Source organism: Opitutus sp. sgz309028 (genome assembly GCF_059821195.1).
In genome coordinates this window covers 1,333,987-1,352,777 of record NZ_JCAMRR010000002.1, presented here as the reverse complement: position 1 = coordinate 1,352,777, position 18,791 = coordinate 1,333,987, and the positions used below count along the sequence as shown (strand labels likewise).

Below are 18,791 nucleotides of genomic sequence, written 5' to 3'. Positions count from 1 at the left end.
GCTCCTTCGCCCCGCCAGACAGCCTCGTCCTACCGGATGGGGTTCGCAACGATGACGGCAGTGACGTCACGGCCGTCCTGCTCAAGCACTGCCTGATTCTGCTGCGCAGGGATAGCATTGCCGTTGGAATCAGCACCGTTGCTGAATTTCAGCTGGTCGATTCCGCTCACTTGCACAGGTCGCCCACTCGCCGGGGCTCTTTGATCCAACGAGCCACCGGTGATTTGCACGTCGGTGGCGGCGCCAAGCCGCACCCCAGCCACTGCCGAGTAAAACGCGGTCAATTCACCGAGGTAAACCGGTCCGACGAACTCGACTCCAGGGGCATAGATGCCGGTGAAGCCGGCCGTTGCGTAGTAGCGCGCGTTCGCGGTCCGCACGCCGCCAAACTTCCCGTTTTTGCTGGCGATAGCGATAAAGGCGAGGTCCGCGACGCCATCGTAGGTTACATTGTCTTTGAAGAGATCCATATTCACTGCGGTTTTTCGCCCGACAGTAAATACAGACACGTTGGTGTGCTCGTCAGCCCCCGTAATCACGATGCTCGCATGCCCCCGCATGTAATTGACCGGTTGATTATACTTCAACGGCGCTGCCGGCCCGCCGACGCTACTAAGAGTCAACGACAAGGTTCCAGGTCCGCTAAACTCAACCTGGACGATATCGTCGTTGAGGTCGATGTAGGACATCCGCGTCACCTGGCCTGGATCTGCGGTAATTGCAGCGCCGGCTCCTTCGAGGAGTATCTGATCGTAGATATTCTTGTTCGGGTGCACGATATCGGCCCCGACCTCGCTGCCATTCCCCGCCACTTTCAAAGTCGTTGCCGCACCCACGATTAAAGGTTCGCTCTCGGCCCCCGAAAGGCCGAGCGCAACAGCAGTGTAGTAGAGACCCGCATCAACCGGCTGGAAATCTGAAATGGACAGCGTCCCGCTCGACACCATCCACAAGCTGGTGTCATTACGCCACCAGGCAACCGCGCCTCCCGATCCAGTTCCACCTGCCGTTAATGACACCGTGTTTCCAACGCCGACTCCATCGCCCGATCTGATATTGGCCGTCAAAGTGGGAAGCGCTAGCGTGCCAACCGTCGCCGTTGCACTCCAAGGCGAACTCGTGATCGCGCCGTCGGCTTTGATGCGGAACTCATACGTGGTTCCGGGACGCAGCGCAGAGACAATGTGATCGCGAACATCCCCGCCCAGCGGTCCATCGACATTCGCCCAGGCTGAGTCGCCTTGGCGCCGCATCTGAAGGGTAAATCCGAGCTGAAGCGAATCGATAGCCCACGCCAGCGAGACATGAGAAAAGTCTTCGACCTTTCCCGTGAGGACCGGCGTCGGCAAAGACATGGCCGGATCTACTTTATAAAACCCGATCCGGCTGCCTCTCTGGACCACGAGTTTGCCAGCCTGGGTATTAAACGCACTCACCGACGTGTTAGCCGGCATGCCCAACACCGCCGCCTTCTGGGTTACATCGTAAATTTTCGCGGCACCGAAACCGAACCGGCCGTCGCCTGACGCTGAATATATCAGATCGCCGTTTGACCACTCCGTGGTCAAATCTGGCTTGAAAACCACGCCGCTCCAGAAAACGCGCTTCCCATCCTCAGAGACGACGACGGCGGGGGACCCATAATAGTTCACTATACCGTCAGGCCGAGCTGCGGGACCGGCAGTAAACACATCTCCCGTCATATCAAACTTATGCAACGACGCATTCGAAATACCTGCGTCTCCGTGATAGTAGTAGCGGCCCGTCGGGTCGGTTCCTCCTCCACCCGCGTGCAGGGAAGTCGTCGTTATAAAATTTCCGGCAATCGTATCAAATAGCGAAACCTTGATCCATTGGTCCGCTTCCTCGACCACCAAGCGTCCCTTTGCTGCAGGCGAGATCCGATAAGCATCCCCCTGTGCATAGCCAACACGTGAAAATGGCTGAAACGGATACGTGCGGACTAACGACAGCGTGTCGCGATCGAACGCGAGCAGCGATCCCAGCTTCCAGTTTGTCAGATAAATACGCGCGTCCGGGTTGTGTATTGCCAAATCCGTCACCGATGCCCCTGCGCTCGCCACCTTGGTAATCTTCTGCTCGTTCGCGTCGATTTGAAGCAAGTATGCCCGACCCAAGCCGCCGTTATCGCCGGCTACTTCGCTTACAGCGTAAAGTCGGAAGGACAGAGGATCGGATCGGATCACCGTGAGATTCAACGGATCTACGAGCAGATTCACGGGCATCGTGAATCCTCCTCCCGCCACGTTTACCGTGAGAGCCGCCTCATGCACTCCCGCCTCCAAGGCCGTGGCATCGAGCGACAGTGTCAGCGTCGCCGGCGTCGTTCCGCTGCTCTTGCTCAAGGTGATCCACGGTTTCGAAGAAGTCGCGGTCCAGGCCAAACCTGGGGCGGCTGAAGACAGATCGACCGAGACTCGACACGTCGGATCCGCTTGCACGGTCGCTGCAACGATTGCCGGAACGCTCGGCGCGATGCTCGCAACCGTGAAGCGGGCCACATCCCCCTTCGCTGGACCATCCGGTGTCAATGGATCGACTCGCCAATAGTAAGTCGTGCCTGAAGCCAGCGTGGCTGCGGAAGACCACTGGGGCGACGCGGTCTGGCCCTTGTATTCCGGCGACGCGCGTACAGCGTTTGTCACCGCGTCGAGGGAGGTTCCGAAGTAGACGTCATAGGCTGTAACGTCCGGCAACGCCGTCCACCGAAGTTGCGAGGGCGCGAGCACAATAGCCCGGTCGGAAGGCGACATCTCCAGCCCAAATAGCCCCATCCCGACGAGATTATAGAATCCGACTGTATGTCCGTTCTGGGCAATAATCCGGCCGGTAGCCGAATTATACGCGCTCACTGTCGTGCTCACCGGCATATCGCCAAGCAGCTCCCGGTTTTCGACGTCGTAAACTCGGGTTTTAGAGAAGGCGAAACGGCCGTCCTGCGATGTGCTGAAAATCTCGTCGCCGATGAGCCATCTGACATTCAGGGTGCTATCCAAAACTGCACCGTTCCAGTAAATCCGACTGCCATCCTCCGATACCACAACGGTCCGGGATCCATAATAGCCAATCCCGTTGACTGCGACATCTGACCGGTGATTGAAAACATCGCCGACCAAATCGAATTTATGCAGCCTTGCACCGCTTGAGTTATTGTCTCCGTGATAGTAGTAGCGTCCGGTAGGATCGCTGCCGCCTCCGCCCTCCCGCTGATTGGTGGTCGCGACGATTTCTCCAATCGCGGTATCGTATAACGACACGTTGACCGATTGATTCTCGGACTCGACAATAAGTCGTCCTGGGGCACCGGGTGAAATCCGGTAGGCGTCGCCTTTGCCATAATTATCCTGCCCCGGGACAAAACTGTAGGTGCGCTTGAGCGTCATCGTCGCCTGATCGACCGCGAGCACCGCACCGCCTTGCCAATTGGTGACATAGACGCGCTTGTCGCCGGTGTGAACGGCGAGATCAGTGGCCGAACTGCCCACGGCAACCACACGGCTTACCGCCTTCTTCAATGCGTCAATCTCCAGCAGATAAGCGCGCGACTGTGTCGAACCGGAAGTGTCTTCGCTGATGGCGTAGGCTTTGGTCGAGCCAGGCCGCGACTTTATCACCGTCAAATTCAGCGGATCGACCCGCAGTTTTACCGGAATCGAAAAACTTCCGTCGCGCGTACCGATCCGGATCGCGCCCGTATTCACACCCACACCCAGCTTCGTCGCGTCGAGCGATACACTGAGAGAGGCGGGCGTAACGCCCGACGCCGCCGACAAAGATATCCACGGATCGGGTGACGAGGCCGTCCAGGGTTCACCCGCGGTGCCCGATGAAAGTGCGATGGGAACGGCGTAGTTGCGATGAGCCTCGACGGTTGCCGCTTCGATGGCAGACACATCGCTGCCAATGCTGGACACCGAAAAGCTGAAGACCGTTCCGGCCGCCACGCCATTGGCTGTCACCGCATCGACCTTCCAGTAGTAGGTTGTGCCGGCAACGAGCTGGGTGGACAGCGCGATGGACGGCAAAGTCGTCTCTCCTAAATAGAACACAGAGTCATCGGTCGCACTACTCACCGCCGACTTCGAGGTGCCCAAATAGACTTTATAGCGGTTTACGCCGGGGGTCGGGGACCACTGCAGCTTGGCAGGCGCAACCACAATGGCGGCTTCGGAGGGACTCCGGTCACGCCCGAGCACAGTTCCACTAATCACCTCTGCCAGATTCAACGAATCGATCGAACGGGAAGCTGCATCGAAATACACCAACCTGGAATAGTCGAACGTGACCGCCTGGACCGTGCTCCTCACCGGTAAGCCCAATAGTTTGTTTCCCGTCGAAAGCTCGTAAATGGCATCAGCCGTATTCAAAATTTCGCCCCCAGCGCTGATCGAATAGATTGGCGAAGGCGCAACGTGCATGGGGCCGGCCATGCTGTCACCGGGAAACACATATTGTTTGATGACGGCCACCTTTCCGTCGCCGCTAATCAGGACCGGTGTGTCGAGGGGGTCCCGCAGCATGCCCGTGGGATAGGAAGGCGAGGTCTCCTCGATCAGCGTCAATTTTCCGTCGTCAGCAATCCCATAGCGAACCGCGAACGACGCCAACGAACCAGCCCCCCAGCCATATTGAGCCCATCCGAAAAGCTGCGATTGATCGCGAGTGACAGCAATGTCGCCAAACCCAAAGCTGTCGCTACCGGCTTGAGCAACAGTCTGCAAAACCGTACCCGTGCTGCGATCGAACACGCGCAGCACCGGTGCCCACCTCCCATCGACGTAATAGATCGTATTGGCCGGGCCGTACGCGACGTGGCCTGTGTTTTGGGCGGCATCATAACCGGAATCGGTGTAGCCCGGCAGCGCGATCGCCTCCCGAACGGTGAGTTGTTGAGGATCGATCGCATAGATCTTCCGCTCGAGGTTGCACAGCACCAGCAGTTCGCTTCCGTCGCTCCTTACCTCCACGTCAGTCGGCTTTATGCCTACGGTGATATTCCCGATACACGCCGCCGAAACAGGATCATATAGCACAACGCTCCCCACGCCGGAGTCAGCCTGCTGCAGGCCATAAACGCGAGAACGTGTCGGATCCGCTTTGAGCGCGACAATGTTTAGCGGCGAAACAGTAGCCGTGACGTAAACGACTGCCGAGGTCGCGCCATCCGTTACGGTGATCGTCGCTGTGTTCTTGCGCGTGATAAGCGTGCTTGTAGTAAAGCTCAGTCTGAGCGCCTTGGCTGCAGCATCCACCGTAGGCACAACCCAGGCAGCGTCGGAGGAGCAATTCAGTGCAGCCAGATCGTAACTGATCGGACTATAAGCGATCGGCAGGTTGATCGGCACATGATTCATACCAGGCACAGCCGCCACCGTCACGGAATTGGGGATGATGCTGAACGTCGCGCCCACCATTCCCAGCGGTGCGAGTGCGAGGAACACAAGGTTCAGCGCGAGGAGAAGAGTTCGTTTTGCGAGGCATGGACGGGTCATGGGAAACCACTGGAATCGTCACCAACGCGGTTCGCAGCGTATCTGCAAAATCGTCCCTCACTTCAGGCACGTCAATTGCCAATGGGAAGCATTTACTAATCAGGATGGGGTCAATGATGATTCGTCCGGCAGTGTTCCTCGCCTCCCGCACCGCCAGCGAACTCAGCTCAGATCCCGCAGCGAACCGAACACCGGATCGAACAACCGGCGGTAGGTCCGCACGATCATGCCGTCGGTCAAACCCGCGAGGTAATCGCAGATCTGGCGGGCTTTGCCGGCACGCGTCGCTTCGGCGTCGATGAGTTTTTCGACGCGCGTCGGCAGGATGTGGATCACCCTCACGCCCTTGTCGACGTAGTTGCTCCACGCCGAATCCCACAGGTCGAAGAGCACGCGACGGGCCTTGTGCTCGATCTGCTGCAGCTGCGGACTCTCGAAGATGATGTCGTTGGCCATCTTCTTGAAGAACTGCGCCTCGTTCTGCACTTCGTCCGATACGACGAGCTCGAAACGATAGCGATTCGTCCGCGGCGCCATGAAATTTTTCCATTCGCGCAGGCGGCAGGCGCGTATGAACGCCCCGATCTTCTGCGAGAAGACACCCTCCAGCCGGTCGCCGCGAATCGCGTCGAACAAGGCGTCGAGCAACTGCTGCCGCGGAGCATCGATCGGCTCGTCCGCCGCCCAGACTTCGATCCGCTCGCGAGTGAGAAATCCGGCCTTCACGCCATCGACGATGTCGTTGAGCGAATACGCCGCGTCGTCCGCCCAATCCATGATCTGACACTCGATGCTCTTGAACGCGTTCAGCTTTTCGCCCGTCTGCAATTCGCGCGGAATTTTCACGCCGCCGAAAACAAACGTCCGCACCTCCTTCTGCCCGTCGTAGAGAAAATGATTCTGCGGCGGACGCGGAAACTCGGAGAAGAGCTTCTTGTATTTCAGCACCCCGTCGAGCAGCGCGCGCGTCGGCTGAATGCCCCGCACGCTGGTTTCGTTTTGCACCATCGTCTCGGTCAGCAGGTGCAGCGTCTGCGCGTTTCCCTCAAAGCCGCCCCACTTCAGCATCAACTCCTGCAACGTGCGCTCGCCCGAATGACCAAACGGCGGATGCCCCAGATCGTGGGCCAGACAAACCGCCTCGACCAGATCGCTGTCGATGTAGAAGTCCGGCGTCAGCGGGCCTCCTCGCGTCTGCAGAAAATGACAGATGGACCGTCCGATCTGCGCCACCTCCATCGAATGCGTCAGCCGCGTCCGATAGAAATCGTATTCGCCCGAGAGAAACACCTGCGTCTTCGACTGCAGCTTGCGGAACGCATGCGCGTGGATGATGCGATCGCGGTCGATCTGAAACGGACTCCGGTAATCGGCCCGCCGAGCCTCTTCGTAGGTTTCGACGTCGAAGTCGTTGTAGAAACGATTGGGCATTGATTCGCTTCGACAGCACAACCAACCGTCGCACGATGCAATCTCGTATGCACCGCACGACGTTCGAGACCGCCCTCGGGCGCTGCGCCGTCCGCTGGCAGGACGAGCGCGTGTCCGGTTTCGATCTACCCGACGCGGCCCCCGGCGCGGACGACGAGCTGTCGCCGCCCCCCGCGATCCTCGCGGTGATCGCACGCGTCCGCCGTCATCTCGGCGGCGACCTCCAGGACTTCTCCGATCTCAACTACGATTTCGACACGCTGCCGACGTTCAACGCCGCCGTGCTGCGCGCCACGCTCCTGGTCAAGCCCGGACAGACCCGCAGTTACGGCGAGATCGCGGCCGCGATCGGACATCCCCCCGCCGCCAGCCGCGCGGTCGGCGCCGCGCTCGGCGCGAACCGCTGGCCGCTCCTCATTCCCTGCCATCGCATCGTTTCCGCCAGCGGCAAGATGACCGGGTTTTCCGGACCGGGCGGCGTGCAGACAAAGCTCCGTCTGCTGGCCCTCGAAGGCGCGCAGCTGTTCGCCGAATAAACCGCGGCTCCGTCGGGACCCGACCCGATGTAGTGAGAACTTGGAGACGACCGCCGCGTCTCAGAGGCGCGATCCGATCCACCATCCGATCGCCATGGCGAGGCTCGACGACAGCAGCGTGCCCACGAGGACGTATTCGGCGAAGCTGCGTTTCTCGAGTTCCTTGAAACGCGTGAAGCCTTTTGCTGCGAGCGTGAAGCCGATCGCGCCATACTGGCCGCTGAGGACGAAGGCGTAAATCAGCACGCGTTCCAGCAGCCCGATGATCCGGCCGCGATTGAATTCGCCGGCATCGATCCCCGTCATCACGCCCGTCGATCCCGGCTTGATCTGCAGCCGCACCAGCAGCCACCGCACAACGAGATTCGCTTCGTTCGCCGCCAGCAACGCGCCAAGCAGCAGCAGCAAGCCGGTGCGACCTCCGGCCCGCGTCGCCTCCGCGCCGAGCGCGCTCCAGCCCTCGATCCACTGGCCCCATTCCCCCAGCGCCGGCCGGAAATGAACTCCGCCCGCCGGCGAAAACCAGAGGCTCAGCAGCACGACCTGCAAAAGCCCGAAAATGAGCCGCCCGCCGTTTCGCCCGTTCGCGTGGCGATCCCAAAATCCGGCGCCCAGATTCAGCGCGATGCACGTCAGCGCCGCGCCCAAAAGAAACGCATGCGGCGTGAACAGCAGCAGCGCGAGGATCTCCACCAGCCCCTTGCCCAACCACGCGCGCCAGCTCACCACGCTGTCCGCCATCAGCAGCCGCAACCGCAGCAAGAGCACCAGATCGGCGAAAAAAATAAACTCGGTGGTCATGACGTCCGCAGGGCCTGATTCAGCGCCGCCGTGAGCTCATGGCAAATTCCCGTCACTTCGTCGAGCGCCGCGGCACGGATGTTCTTGTAAAGCGCCACGCGGGAAATCGCGACGTTCTCCACCTCCCTCACCGACCGGCCCTGCAACAGCTCCGCCAGGAGCAGCAGGCGGTTCCGCGTCCAGCCCTCGATCTGGTGCGAAAGCAGATTCAGCACATGATTCGCCAGCTTCCACGGCGCCGCATCCGCCGCGCCAATACGCCAGAGCCGGCCGTCCGCCTTCAACGCCAGCAGCGTCTCCCGCGCCTGATGAAACGCCGGTCCATCCATGCCGAGCGCCTGGCGGGGATTGATCCGCGTGGTAAGTTCGCCCACGCCAAAGGCAAAACGGGCCCGCACCGGATGGATTTCCCCCATGATCGTCACCACGTCGGCCAACAGGCTGTCGGCCGAACGATAAACCGACTGGAACTCATCCCCCAGCGTGATCGTATACGGCGAGGCCAGCCCCGTCGCCTGCCGGCTGGCACGCTCGAGGACCCGCGCCAGACGCCGCTGAAAGACGGCACGGTCGGGGACCCGCTTCGACGTGACGATATCGCCGATGACTGCGATGACTTGCATGTAAACGGATGTAAACCGCTCCGGTTAACTTTTCAACCAGTAAACCATTTTGGTTTATTTACATGAAAATATACCAATTTGGTTTAAAGCCGGATGGGAGTCCGGCCGCGCTGAAGCGGTTCATTGCCGGTTGCGCCTGGCCGCACCGGCGAACAACACTCCCGGCATGAAACCGCTTCCGCAGATCGTTCGCCGCCGGCTGGAAAAAGCGGCCCGCCGGGCGGCGCGGGCCGCTTATGCGCCGTATTCGGAATTCCCCGTCGGCGCGGCCATTCTCGCGAGCTCCGGCCGCGTCTATGCCGGTTGCAATGTCGAGAACGCCTCCTACGGCCTGTGCAATTGCGCCGAGCGCACGGCGATCTTTTCCGCCATCGCCGCCGGCGAAAAATCGGTGCGCGCCGTCGCCGTCTTCACGCCGACCGACACCGCGACGTCGCCCTGCGGCGCCTGTCGTCAGGTGATCAACGAATTCGGCCCCGACGCTCTCGTGATCAGCGTCTGCGAAAGCGACGATCGCATCGAGGCGCCGCTTTCGTCGCTGCTGCCGCACGCGTTCGGCCCCCGAAATCTCGGGGGCCGCTGACCAAGCTCATTCGCCGGCGAAGAAATCCCGCACCGTCGCGAGCACCTGGTCGTGGGGCACTTCCATTTCGGAGCGATTCGCCAGGTCGCGAATCTTGACGGTGCTTTTCGCGAGTTCGTCCGCGCCGTAGATCAGCGCCAGCTTCGCGCCGGAATCGGCCGCCAGCTTGAACTGTTTTCCGAACGCCACGTCCTTCAACGGATACTCCGTGCGGAAACCCGCCGCGCGCAGCGCGTTGATGTCCGCAAACGCCGCTTTCCGCTCCGCCTCGCCGCCCACCACGCAATAGATGTCGCTCGCCTGCACGAGTTGCGGCATGAGGCCGCGCGCCTCGAGCAGCAGGCCCAGCGTCACATCGCCGATCGCAAAACCGACCGCCGGCAGGTCCGGACCGCCGAGCTTGGCGACCAGATCGTTGTAACGTCCGCCACCCGCGATCGCCCGCAGCTCGCCCTTGCGATCGAAAGCTTCGAACACGAAACCCGTGTAATACGCCAGGCCGCGCACGACGCCCAGATCAACTTCGACAAAGCGCCCCAAGCCCATCGCTTCGAGTCCGCCGAGGAGCTTGCGCCAGTCGGCGAGCCGCGCCGCCAGTTTCTCTCCGGCGATCGAGCCGAGCGTTTGCTCGAGGCCGGCCAGCGTTTTGATTTCGAGAAACGCCAGGACCTTCGCCTTGATCCCTTCGTCGAGCGGTCCGAACTGCTCGGTGTAGCTTTTGAAGGCGTCCTCGCCGAGCTTCTCGAACTTGTCGATGGCCGAGAGCATCGCGCGGATCCGCACGTCATCCAGCCCGAGCGCCTCAAGATAGAAGAACCACAGATTCCGATCGCTCAGGCGCACAAAAAAATCTTCTTCGCCAAGTCCGAAGGCCCGCAGGCATTGCACCAGCAGCGCGATCAGCTCGATCTCCGCCTCCGGGCCAGGTTCGCCGAAAAGGTCGGCGTTGAACTGAAAAAATGCCCGCTCGCGTCCTTTTTGCGCCCGCTCGTAGCGGTAATACTCGGCCACGCTGAACCACTTGATCGGTCGCTTCAACGCGTTGGCTTTGGCACCCACCATGCGGCAGACGGTCGGCGTCATCTCGGGGCGCAGCGCTACCTCGCGTCCGCCCTTATCCACGAAGCTGAACAGCTGCGCTTCAATTTCGTCTCCCGACTTGGCCCGATACAAATCGAGCGGCTCCAACACCGGCGCATCGTATTCTGCAAATCCGAAAACCGTCGCGGTTTGCCGCCAAAGTCGGAACATGTGATTCCGGCGAGCGAGACTTTCAGGATAGAACTCGCGGAATCCAGGGAGTGACTGAAACGTAGCCATCTCCCCAAAATGGTGAATCCGCCGGAGGCAGCGCGATGCAAAATTTATGGCGCCGCGTTCCGGCGAACTCTCGGGCGGGTCAGCGCCACGCGCGCCCGCCTCTCTCCCTCCTTACAGCTTGCCCAGATCCAACTTCTTGAGCTGCTGCTTGAGGATCTTGCCGGATTTAAACTTCACCACGGCGCGCTGGGGAATCACCACTTCGGCTTCCGGCTTGTTGGGATTGCGGCCGATGCGCGCCTTCCGAACCTGAACTTCAAGGACGCCAAAATTACGCAACTCGACATTACGCCCTTCAGCTAGAGCCTTTTGAATGATGTCGAGGGTGAGCTGCACCGACTCGACCACCTGTTTTTGCGGAAATCCCGTCTTCTTATAGATTTCCAGGACAATCTCGCGTTTCGTCAGATTCGAGGACATAGATGTTTTCCTTTTTTAAGTGAGCCGATCGTTTGCGCCTAAACTATTTTCACGCCTGCAATTGCGTCAACCCCTACTCTTTCTTTTTCCGCAATTAGGGGTATTCCCGACCGCGACTTAAGAACCACCGATGCCCGACTCTGTTTCCGTCAACTCCATGTTCGCCCGGATCGCGGGGCGCTATGACCTTGCAAATCGGCTCCTGAGTGGAGGCATCGATCGCCGCTGGCGGCGACACTTGGTGCGCGCGGTGAATCGCGCCAAGCCGAGGGACGTCCTCGACCTCGCGACCGGCAGCGGCGATGTCGCGTTTGCGCTGGCGCGTCACCTGCCCGTCGAGACGCGCATCGTCGGCATGGACTTCTGTCAGCCGATGCTGGACGAAGCGGTGAAGAAGCAGCAGTCGCGGGCCGGCGTAAGCCGGATCGAATTTCGCCAAGGCGACGGACTCGCGCTGCCGCTCGCCGCCGAGAGCGTGGATGCCGTGACGATTTCGTTCGGGCTGCGCAATATGGCCGATCGTCACCGCTCGCTCACCGAAATGCACCGCGTCCTGCGCTCCGGCGGGCGCTTGTTCGTGCTGGAATTTTCCCAGCCGGTGCGCGGTTTTCGCCCTTTCTATTTGTTCTATTTGCGGCGAGTCCTGCCGTCGCTCGCCGGCTGGTTGACCGGAGATCGCGCGGCTTACCGCTATCTCAACGAGACAATCGAACTCTTTCCGGGTCCCGCCGATTTGGCGGCCGAGATTCGGGCCGCGGGCTTCAGCGCGGTGCACGCCCGGCGGCTGAGCCTCGGCATCGTAGCCCTGCACGAGGCCACGAAGTAAACCAAGGTGCCTGCGGGAGGCGGCCGGCGCTTTAGTTGAACGATTTGCCGCAGCCGCAGGTGCTGGCTGCGTTGGGATTCTTGATTTCGAATCCCTTGCCGTGAAGCCCGTCGTCGAAATCGATGCTGGTGCCGTTGAGATACGCGAGGCTCGCCGGATCGATCAGAATCGCCACGCCTTCACTCTCGAGTTCCGTGTCGTCGGGCTTCGGATCGTCGAACGACATCCCGTATTGGAATCCGGAGCAACCGCCCGACTCGACGAAAACGCGCAGGCGTTTGTTCGGATCCGGGAGCTCGGCGTGCATGGTCCGCACTTGATTCGCAGCGCGCGGGGAAAGGGTGATCATACGGCGCAAACTAGAATCGTCGGACCCGCTGTCAAACGTGCGGCGAGCTGCCTGCAGCAGTTTTCGGGCCGAAAATCGAAAGTGCACTTGCCACTGTCGAGGACGGACTGTTTTCTCGCCGCACGGTGGCCGCGATCAAACACGTCTTTAACGAGATTCATTACGAGATGATCCGCAAGGTGGCGGACGGCGGGATGGGCGTCGTTTACGAGGCGGAGCAGCTTGGCGCCGGCCGCTTCCGCAAGGTGGTCGCCGTGAAACTCATTCGCGAAGAGTATTCGGCCATCGAGGAATTCCAGAAAAACTTCATCGGCGAGGCGCGGCTCGTGGCCGATCTCATTCACACGAACATCGTCCAGACCTATCATCTCGGCCAGACCGGGGGGCAATATTTCATGGTCATGGAGTTCGTGCGCGGGGTGAACCTGGAGCAGTTCATCGATCGCCATCGCGAGCTCCGGCGCGCCATCCCCGTCGATCTCGCGGCTTTCATCGTCTCGCGCGTCGCGCGCGGCCTCACCTACGCGCACGAGAAACGCGATCGCGAGGGCCGTCATCTTAACATCGTCCATCGCGACATCGGGCCGAAAAACATCCTCATGGCTTTCGAGGGCGACGTGAAGCTGACCGACTTCGGCATCGCGAAGGCTCTCGACCTCATGTACAACGAGGAGGGCAAGGTGATCGCAGGCAAAGACGAATACCTCTCTCCCGAGCAGGCCAGCTACGCCGTCACCGACGCGCGCGCCGACTTGTTTCCCCTCGGCATCGTGCTCACCGAGCTTCTGCTCGGCCGCAACCTCTTCCGTTCGCCCGATCGCGTGCAGTCGCGCCGCAACATCCTCACGATGCCGATTCCGCGCTTCGCCGATCTGCGGCCGGAGATCGACGCCAAACTCGAGGCGATCATCCAGCGGGCCCTGCAGCGCGATCGCGACCAGCGTTACCAGACCGCGTTCGAGATTTTGCACGATCTGGAGGTTTATCTTTACAGCGACCGTTACGGCCCGACGAATGAGAAACTCGGCGTTTATCTCCGGGATCTTTTCGGGCGCGTCCAGCCCACTTCTTTTTCTCCTCCCACCCATCCAGCTCTCGTCTCTCCGCCCCTGGGATGATAAACACGACCCACACCGATTATCTCCTTCATGAGCGGGCCTTCCTTTAGCCACGACCTCCGCCAACGTCAGACGCAGTCACTCGTCCTCGCGCCGCAACTTCGCCAGTCTCTCAAGATTCTGCAGGTGGCCGCGCTCGATCTGCGTTCTGTAATTCAGGAGGAACTACAAGCCAACCCCACCCTCGAGGAGCTTCCGCTCGAGGGCGAAAGCGGCGAGAAGCCGGACGCGGAATCCGCGCCGGTCGACGTCGATGGCAACGACGGCGGTGACGAGCACGGCGCCTCGTCCGGCGACGACCACTCAACCCGCGAGGAGCTGGATTTCACGAAGCAGTTCGAAATCCTCGGCAAACTCGATGAGGACTGGCGCGATCACCTGGCCAACGCCGGCGGCGCGCAGCCCTACACCGCCGAGGACGCCGAAAAGCGCCAGCACTTCTTCGACTCGCTCGTCAGCGAAACTTCGCTGCAGGAACACCTGATGCAGCAGGTCGTCCTGAACGACCTCGCGCCGCCCGTCCTCGAGGCGTTGCAGCAGCTCATCGGAAACCTCGACGACCGCGGCTTTCTCGCGCAATCGCCCTCCGACATCGCCCTCCAGGCCAACCTCCCTTACGAGACGGTCCTCGAGGCGCTCGAGGTCCTGCACACCTTCGATCCGCCCGGCATCGGCAGCCAGAATCTCGCCGAGTGTCTCCTCGCCCAGCTGCAGACCAAGGGCCGGGGCGACACGCTCGCCGCCCGCATGCTCAAGGACCACTTCGAGCTTTTGTCGCGCCGTCGCATTCCCGAACTCTCGCGCAAACTCGGCGCCGCCCCGGACGACGTCCAGGCTGCGATCGAGGAAATCGGCAAGCTCGATCCCGCGCCCGGCCGCCGCTTCGCCGAAGACAGCAACCGCGTCGTCGTGCCCGACGTCGTCGTCGAGAAAGAGGGTGACGAGTGGAAAATCCACCTCAACAGCGACTACATCCCGCGCCTGCGCATCTCGAGCACCTACCGCGAACTGATCGCGAAGGGCACGCTCTCGAAGGAGGAACGCGACTATCTGCGCGAGCGGATGCGCTCCGGCAAATTTCTCATCGATTCGATCGAGCAGCGCCAGCGCACCATCGAACGCATCACCCGCGAGATCATCAACGCGCAGACGCCGTTCTTCGAACAGGGCGTCGCCCACCTGCGACCGCTCACGATGACGCAGATCGCCGACATCGTCGGCGTTCACGAAACGACCGTCAGCCGCGCCATCGCCAACAAATACATGAAGACCCCGCACGGCGTCTTCGAATTCAAGTTTTTCTTCACGACCGGCTACCAGGCCGACAGCGGTAATGCCGTTTCCAATACGAGCGTGAAGGAGATGCTGGCCGATCTGATCACGCTCGAGGACAAGTCCTCGCCGCTCAGCGACCAGGAGCTCGTGAAGAAGCTGCAGGAAAAGGGCCTCAAGCTCGCCCGCCGCACCGTCGCCAAATACCGCGAGGAACTCGGGATTCTGCCGAGCAACCTGCGCCGCGACTACAAGTAGGTGGGGCCGCGCTACGCGACGCCGGCGCTCGGCTCGACCCGCAGGTTCACGCCCGAGTCGCGGTCGACGCCCGTCGTGTCCGCCCAGGCCGCGAAGGCGATCATGCCGGCGTTGTCGCCCGTGTGTTTGGGCTGCGCCGCCAGCAGCGGCACCCGCGCGCGCAGCGCCTCCGCTTCCAGTGCCGCGCGCAACGTGCGGTTGTTCGCCACACCGCCAGACAGGCCGATGCTGCGAAAACGTCCGGCGCCCTGCCGCAGCGCCGCCCGCGTCTTGCGCACGAGCGCATCGAGCACCGCGGCCTGGTAGCTCGCGCACAAATCCGCGCGGCGCGCCTCCACCTCGGCCGCGCTCATTTTTTCGATCAGATAACGCAGGCTCGTCTTCACGCCGGAGAAACTGAAATCCAGTTCGTCGCGACGGCCGATGCCGCGCGGAAAATCGAACGCCGCCGGATTTCCCTGCTGCGCCAGCCGCTCGATCAACGGCCCACCGGGATAACTCAGGCCGAGCAGCTTCGCTCCCTTGTCGAGGGCCTCGCCGGCCGCATCGTCGCGTGTGGTCGACAGCACCGTGATCTTTCGCGCCTCGTCCAACACCAGCAGCAGCGTGTTCCCGCCCGAAACCACCAGGCCGAGATGCGGCAGCAGGTTACCGGCCCGCCGGTCGAAATCCGCTGGCGCCTCCGCGTGCAGCGCCACGAATGGCGACCACACATGTCCGCGCAGGTGATTCACTCCGACCAGCGGCACGCGCAACGCCAGCGCGAGCGCCTTCGCCGCCGCCACGCCGATCGCGAGACACGCGGCAAGTCCGGGCCCGTTGGTCACCGCGAGGGTCCGCACCGACGCAAAATCTCCGTCCGTCTTCGCGAGCTCCAGCAGCGGCGCAAAATTCCGCAGATGCTCGCGCGTGGCGAGGTCCGGCACCACGCCGCCGTGTTTCTCGTGCAGCGCGATCTGGCTGTGCACCCACTCGCCGCACAAACCACGGGCGGGATCGAAGAGCGCGACGGCCGTCTCGTCGCAGGAACTTTCGAGTGCGAGAATCATGTCAACGCGACGCCAGCACCTCGCGCCGCTCGTCGAGCAGCCGGATCCCTTTCAACACTTCCAGCGCCGCGTGCAACTGCCGGTCTTCGATCGGCGCAAAACCGAAACGCTCCTGAAACTCCGCGGGATCCGCGATGTCCGCCCGCGTTCGCTGCACCCGCAGCTTGCTGTCTTCGTCCTCGGTCAGCACCACCTCCACATTCGGCGTTATCCCCGTCGCATGGATGCTCGTCCCTGCCGGCGTGTAATACCGCGCGGTGGTCAGGCGCAGACCCTCGCCCGCGGCGAGTTGGAACACCGACTGCACGGAGCCTTTGCCGAACGAACGCTCGCCGACGACCACGGCGCGGTGCGTGTCCTTGAGCGCGCCGGTGACCACCTCCGCCGCGCTGGCGGTGCCGGCGTTGATCAAAACCGCGAGCGGCAGCGTCAGCGGCTCACCCGCGCCTTCCGCGCGAAACTCCTCCGTGTCTGCGCGCTGCCGTCCACGCGTGGAGACGATCAACTCGCCGCGGTTGAAAAAGGGTTCCGCCACCTCGACCGCCGCATCCAGCAGCCCGCCGGGATTGTCCCGCAAATCGATCACGAGGCTCTCGATTCCTTCGCTCAGCAATCGGTTCAGCGCCTCATCGAACTCCTGCGCCGTGTGCTCCGAAAACTCGGCGATCAGGAGATAGCCGACATGACCCGGCAGGATTTTCGCATCGGTGACGCTTTCCAGCTGGATCATCTGGCGCTCCACGGTCACGGAGAAGCGCGCATTCGTTTTCGCGCGATACAAGTCCACCGCGACCCGGGTGCCGGGTTTGCCGCGCAAACGATCGATCACCTCGTCCATCGTCACCGATTTTTCGATACCCTTGCTGTCGACGCCGACGATCTCGTCGCCGCGCTGGATGCCCGCCCGCTCCGCCGGCGAGTTGGCGATGGGAGCGATGACCAGGACGTGCCCGTCCTTCATTTCCACCTGGATGCCGATGCCGCTGAAATCCCCGCTGAGCTGCTCCTCGAGCTCCTCGTAATCTCCTTTTTCAAGAAACTCGGAATGCGGATCGAGCGACTCCACCATCCCGTGCAACGCCGAGCGGGCGAGCGCATCGTAAGCGACGCTGTCGGCGTCGACATAGTGCTCGTTCACCATCACGAGCACGTCGCGCACGTAATCGGCGGCGCGATTCAGATCCCGTTTCGGAAACCATCCCCACGCCAGCGAGACCCTGGCGACGCCGAGCGCGAGCCCGAATCCGAGCATCGCGCCGGTGGCGAGGAGGAGAATCCGTTTGAACATCGCGCCGACTGTGCGCATCCGCTTTCGTTTGTAAATCGGTTCGTCGCCGCATCCGTTTCCATGAACGCCTCCACCCGTCCTTCACCGGAATTCCTGGCCGCCTTTCGCGCGGCGGCGGGCGAGTCCGGCGTGATGCCTTTCGACCGCTTCATGGATCTCGCGCTCTATCATCCGCAACTCGGCTACTATCGCCGGCATCGCGGCCGGGTCGGCTATGCGCCGGGCACCGATTTCTTCACCGCGAGCACCAGCGGACCGGTTTTCGGAGAACTGGTCGCGGCCGCCTGCACATCGCTGTTGGCGCCGGCAGCGGTCGGAGACTTCACCTTCGTGGAAATTGGGGCCGAGCCCGGCGGGCACGTCCTGCAAGGCGTCGCGCATCCGTTTCGCGACGTGCGAACGCTTCACCTGGGGGATTCGCTACAACTGGACGGGCCGTGTGTCGTGTTTTCGAACGAGTTGTTCGATGCCCAACCTTTTCGGCGGTTCGTGTATCGCTCGGGCACCTGGCGCGAGCTGGGTGTGCGCGTCGAGGCCGACGCGCTACTTGAAGCCGAACTTGATCTCGCGGATCCACCCGCGAGTTTGCCCGTTTCGCATGTTGAAGGTTACACGATCGATTATCCCGCCGAGGCGGTCAGCCTGCTGGATCGCCTCGCCGCCGAACCGTGGACGGGGCTTTTCGTCGCCTGCGATTACGGCAAGATCTGGTCAGAATTGATCGAACATTGCCCGCACGGCACGGCCCGGGCTTACGCGAATCACGTGCAATCGAACGACCTGCTGGCGCGGCCGGGCGAGCAGGATCTCACCTGCCATATCTGCTGGGACTGGCTGAGTGCGGCCCTAGCCCGAGCGGGGTTCTCCGCGCCCATCGTGGAGTCGCAGGAATCGTTCTTCATTCGCCGCGCCGAAGCGTTTATCTCCGCCGCGATCGCCGCAGACGCCCGCGGCTTCAGCCCGCGCAAACTCTCCTTGCTCCAGCTGCTTCATCCCACTCATTTGGGGCAGAAGTTTCAGGTCCTGCATGCTCGACGCGAGTAAGCGCAACGGGGCACCGGGTGGCGAAGATTCACCTTGCTTCGCCGAACGACGGACCTTTACTCCCGACCCTTTAACCAAATCGCAATCACCATGGCCAGAATCTGTGCAATCACCGGTCGCCGCCCCGTCAAGGGCTCGATCATCAACCGCAAGGGTCAGTCGAAGAAGAGCGGCGGCATCGGCACGCACGTGACCAGCATCACGAAGCGCAAATTCCGCCCTAACCTGCAGCGCATTCGCGTCAAGCTGCCCAACGGCGGCACCAAGCGCATGCTCGTCTCGGTCAAGGCCATCAAGGGCGGCCTCGTCGAGAAGGCCTGAGCCTCGTCTCCCGGTTAAGCTTTTAGCCCGCGGACTTCG

General features: G+C 61.8%; 16 protein-coding genes. 7 read left to right on the top strand and 9 right to left on the bottom strand.

What is annotated here, in order from left to right; genetic code table 11:
* Positions 1-29 precede the first annotated feature (29 nt).
* Together AC6RV7_RS11330 and dgt are read right to left on the bottom strand one after the other, a co-directional pair.
* On the bottom strand, positions 30-5,513 hold the full coding sequence (locus AC6RV7_RS11330) for a BACON domain-containing protein (protein WP_500094088.1): 5,484 nt from the start codon (positions 5,511-5,513) through the stop codon (positions 30-32).
* A 162-nt stretch (positions 5,514-5,675) separates the two neighbouring features.
* Positions 5,676-6,944 (bottom strand): dGTP triphosphohydrolase, encoded by a 1,269-nt coding sequence (gene dgt, locus AC6RV7_RS11325; protein WP_500094087.1) that lies wholly within the window; start codon positions 6,942-6,944, stop codon positions 5,676-5,678.
* A gap of 35 nt (positions 6,945-6,979) precedes the next feature.
* On the opposite strand from dgt, the gene AC6RV7_RS11320 reads away from it, so the two are divergent.
* Positions 6,980-7,480, top strand: coding sequence for a methylated-DNA--[protein]-cysteine S-methyltransferase (locus tag AC6RV7_RS11320; protein WP_500094086.1), 501 nt, complete (start codon positions 6,980-6,982; stop codon positions 7,478-7,480).
* Positions 7,481-7,540: 60 nt separating this feature from the next.
* Here the strand turns inward: AC6RV7_RS11320 and AC6RV7_RS11315 are convergent, their stop codons facing one another.
* Together AC6RV7_RS11315 and AC6RV7_RS11310 are read right to left on the bottom strand one after the other, a co-directional pair.
* Entirely contained in the window at positions 7,541-8,281 is a 741-nt protein-coding gene (locus AC6RV7_RS11315) for a hypothetical protein (RefSeq protein ID WP_500094085.1), read from the bottom strand.
* Complete coding sequence (locus tag AC6RV7_RS11310; protein ID WP_500094084.1) at positions 8,278-8,904, bottom strand: SatD family protein; 627 nt, start codon at positions 8,902-8,904, stop codon at positions 8,278-8,280. The genes AC6RV7_RS11315 and AC6RV7_RS11310 overlap by 4 nt, the downstream gene beginning before the upstream one ends.
* A gap of 166 nt (positions 8,905-9,070) precedes the next feature.
* Between AC6RV7_RS11310 and AC6RV7_RS11305 the strand changes: the two genes are divergently transcribed.
* Positions 9,071-9,487 (top strand): cytidine deaminase, encoded by a 417-nt coding sequence (locus AC6RV7_RS11305; protein WP_500094083.1) that lies wholly within the window; start codon positions 9,071-9,073, stop codon positions 9,485-9,487.
* A gap of 6 nt (positions 9,488-9,493) precedes the next feature.
* Here AC6RV7_RS11305 and hisS read toward each other — a convergent pair whose 3' ends face one another.
* Complete coding sequence (gene hisS, locus AC6RV7_RS11300; protein ID WP_500094082.1) at positions 9,494-10,807, bottom strand: histidine--tRNA ligase; 1,314 nt, start codon at positions 10,805-10,807, stop codon at positions 9,494-9,496.
* A gap of 111 nt (positions 10,808-10,918) precedes the next feature.
* Positions 10,919-11,227, bottom strand: a complete 309-nt coding sequence (locus AC6RV7_RS11295) for an HU family DNA-binding protein (RefSeq protein WP_500094081.1) — start codon at positions 11,225-11,227, stop codon at positions 10,919-10,921.
* Between the two features lie 130 nt (positions 11,228-11,357).
* Between AC6RV7_RS11295 and ubiE the strand changes: the two genes are divergently transcribed.
* Complete coding sequence (gene ubiE, locus AC6RV7_RS11290) at positions 11,358-12,053, top strand: bifunctional demethylmenaquinone methyltransferase/2-methoxy-6-polyprenyl-1,4-benzoquinol methylase UbiE (RefSeq protein ID WP_500094080.1); 696 nt, start codon at positions 11,358-11,360, stop codon at positions 12,051-12,053.
* A 31-nt stretch (positions 12,054-12,084) separates the two neighbouring features.
* Here the strand turns inward: ubiE and erpA are convergent, their stop codons facing one another.
* The gene (gene erpA / locus AC6RV7_RS11285; RefSeq protein WP_500094079.1) at positions 12,085-12,402 is read right to left on the bottom strand and encodes an iron-sulfur cluster insertion protein ErpA; all 318 of its coding nucleotides are present in this window, start codon (positions 12,400-12,402) and stop codon (positions 12,085-12,087) included.
* Positions 12,403-12,527: 125 nt separating this feature from the next.
* Between erpA and AC6RV7_RS11280 the strand changes: the two genes are divergently transcribed.
* Positions 12,528-13,520: a serine/threonine protein kinase gene (locus AC6RV7_RS11280; protein ID WP_500094078.1), complete on the top strand. Its 993-nt coding sequence runs from the start codon at positions 12,528-12,530 to the stop codon at positions 13,518-13,520.
* A gap of 30 nt (positions 13,521-13,550) precedes the next feature.
* A complete protein-coding gene (rpoN, locus tag AC6RV7_RS11275; RefSeq protein WP_500094077.1) occupies positions 13,551-15,050 on the top strand; it encodes an RNA polymerase factor sigma-54 in 1,500 nt (499 codons plus the stop codon).
* 11 nt (positions 15,051-15,061) lie between these two features.
* Here the strand turns inward: rpoN and tsaD are convergent, their stop codons facing one another.
* Positions 15,062-16,099 carry a tRNA (adenosine(37)-N6)-threonylcarbamoyltransferase complex transferase subunit TsaD gene (tsaD, locus tag AC6RV7_RS11270; protein ID WP_500094076.1) on the bottom strand — a complete coding sequence of 346 codons (1,038 nt, stop codon included), beginning with the start codon at positions 16,097-16,099 and terminating at the stop codon, positions 15,062-15,064.
* A gap of 1 nt (position 16,100) precedes the next feature.
* Positions 16,101-17,405: a S41 family peptidase gene (locus AC6RV7_RS11265; RefSeq protein WP_500094075.1), complete on the bottom strand. Its 1,305-nt coding sequence runs from the start codon at positions 17,403-17,405 to the stop codon at positions 16,101-16,103.
* 42 nt (positions 17,406-17,447) lie between these two features.
* On the opposite strand from AC6RV7_RS11265, the gene AC6RV7_RS11260 reads away from it, so the two are divergent.
* Together AC6RV7_RS11260 and rpmB are read left to right on the top strand one after the other, a co-directional pair.
* On the top strand, positions 17,448-18,431 hold the full coding sequence (locus tag AC6RV7_RS11260) for an SAM-dependent methyltransferase (protein WP_500094074.1): 984 nt from the start codon (positions 17,448-17,450) through the stop codon (positions 18,429-18,431).
* Positions 18,432-18,521: 90 nt separating this feature from the next.
* Positions 18,522-18,752 carry a 50S ribosomal protein L28 gene (gene rpmB, locus AC6RV7_RS11255; RefSeq protein ID WP_500094073.1) on the top strand — a complete coding sequence of 77 codons (231 nt, stop codon included), beginning with the start codon at positions 18,522-18,524 and terminating at the stop codon, positions 18,750-18,752.
* The last annotated feature ends 39 nt before the right edge of the window (positions 18,753-18,791 follow it).

Bases quoted from the DNA above. Each gene is read 5' to 3' on its own strand.
- AC6RV7_RS11320 (WP_500094086.1), top strand. From the start codon at position 6,980: ATGCAATCTCGTATGCACCGCACGACGTTCGAGACCGCCCTCGGGCGC.
- AC6RV7_RS11260 (WP_500094074.1), top strand. From the start codon at position 17,448: ATGAACGCCTCCACCCGTCCTTCACCGGAATTCCTGGCCGCCTTTCGC.
- dgt (WP_500094087.1), bottom strand. From the start codon at position 6,944: ATGCCCAATCGTTTCTACAACGACTTCGACGTCGAAACCTACGAAGAG.
- rpmB (WP_500094073.1), top strand. From the start codon at position 18,522: ATGGCCAGAATCTGTGCAATCACCGGTCGCCGCCCCGTCAAGGGCTCG.
- AC6RV7_RS11265 (WP_500094075.1), bottom strand. From the start codon at position 17,405: ATGCGCACAGTCGGCGCGATGTTCAAACGGATTCTCCTCCTCGCCACC.
- ubiE (WP_500094080.1), top strand. From the start codon at position 11,358: ATGCCCGACTCTGTTTCCGTCAACTCCATGTTCGCCCGGATCGCGGGG.
- AC6RV7_RS11310 (WP_500094084.1), bottom strand. From the start codon at position 8,904: ATGCAAGTCATCGCAGTCATCGGCGATATCGTCACGTCGAAGCGGGTC.
- AC6RV7_RS11330 (WP_500094088.1), bottom strand. From the start codon at position 5,513: ATGACCCGTCCATGCCTCGCAAAACGAACTCTTCTCCTCGCGCTGAAC.
- AC6RV7_RS11315 (WP_500094085.1), bottom strand. From the start codon at position 8,281: ATGACCACCGAGTTTATTTTTTTCGCCGATCTGGTGCTCTTGCTGCGG.
- AC6RV7_RS11295 (WP_500094081.1), bottom strand. From the start codon at position 11,227: ATGTCCTCGAATCTGACGAAACGCGAGATTGTCCTGGAAATCTATAAG.
- rpoN (WP_500094077.1), top strand. From the start codon at position 13,551: ATGAGCGGGCCTTCCTTTAGCCACGACCTCCGCCAACGTCAGACGCAG.
- hisS (WP_500094082.1), bottom strand. From the start codon at position 10,807: ATGGCTACGTTTCAGTCACTCCCTGGATTCCGCGAGTTCTATCCTGAA.
- tsaD (WP_500094076.1), bottom strand. From the start codon at position 16,099: ATGATTCTCGCACTCGAAAGTTCCTGCGACGAGACGGCCGTCGCGCTC.
- AC6RV7_RS11305 (WP_500094083.1), top strand. From the start codon at position 9,071: ATGAAACCGCTTCCGCAGATCGTTCGCCGCCGGCTGGAAAAAGCGGCC.
- erpA (WP_500094079.1), bottom strand. From the start codon at position 12,402: ATGATCACCCTTTCCCCGCGCGCTGCGAATCAAGTGCGGACCATGCAC.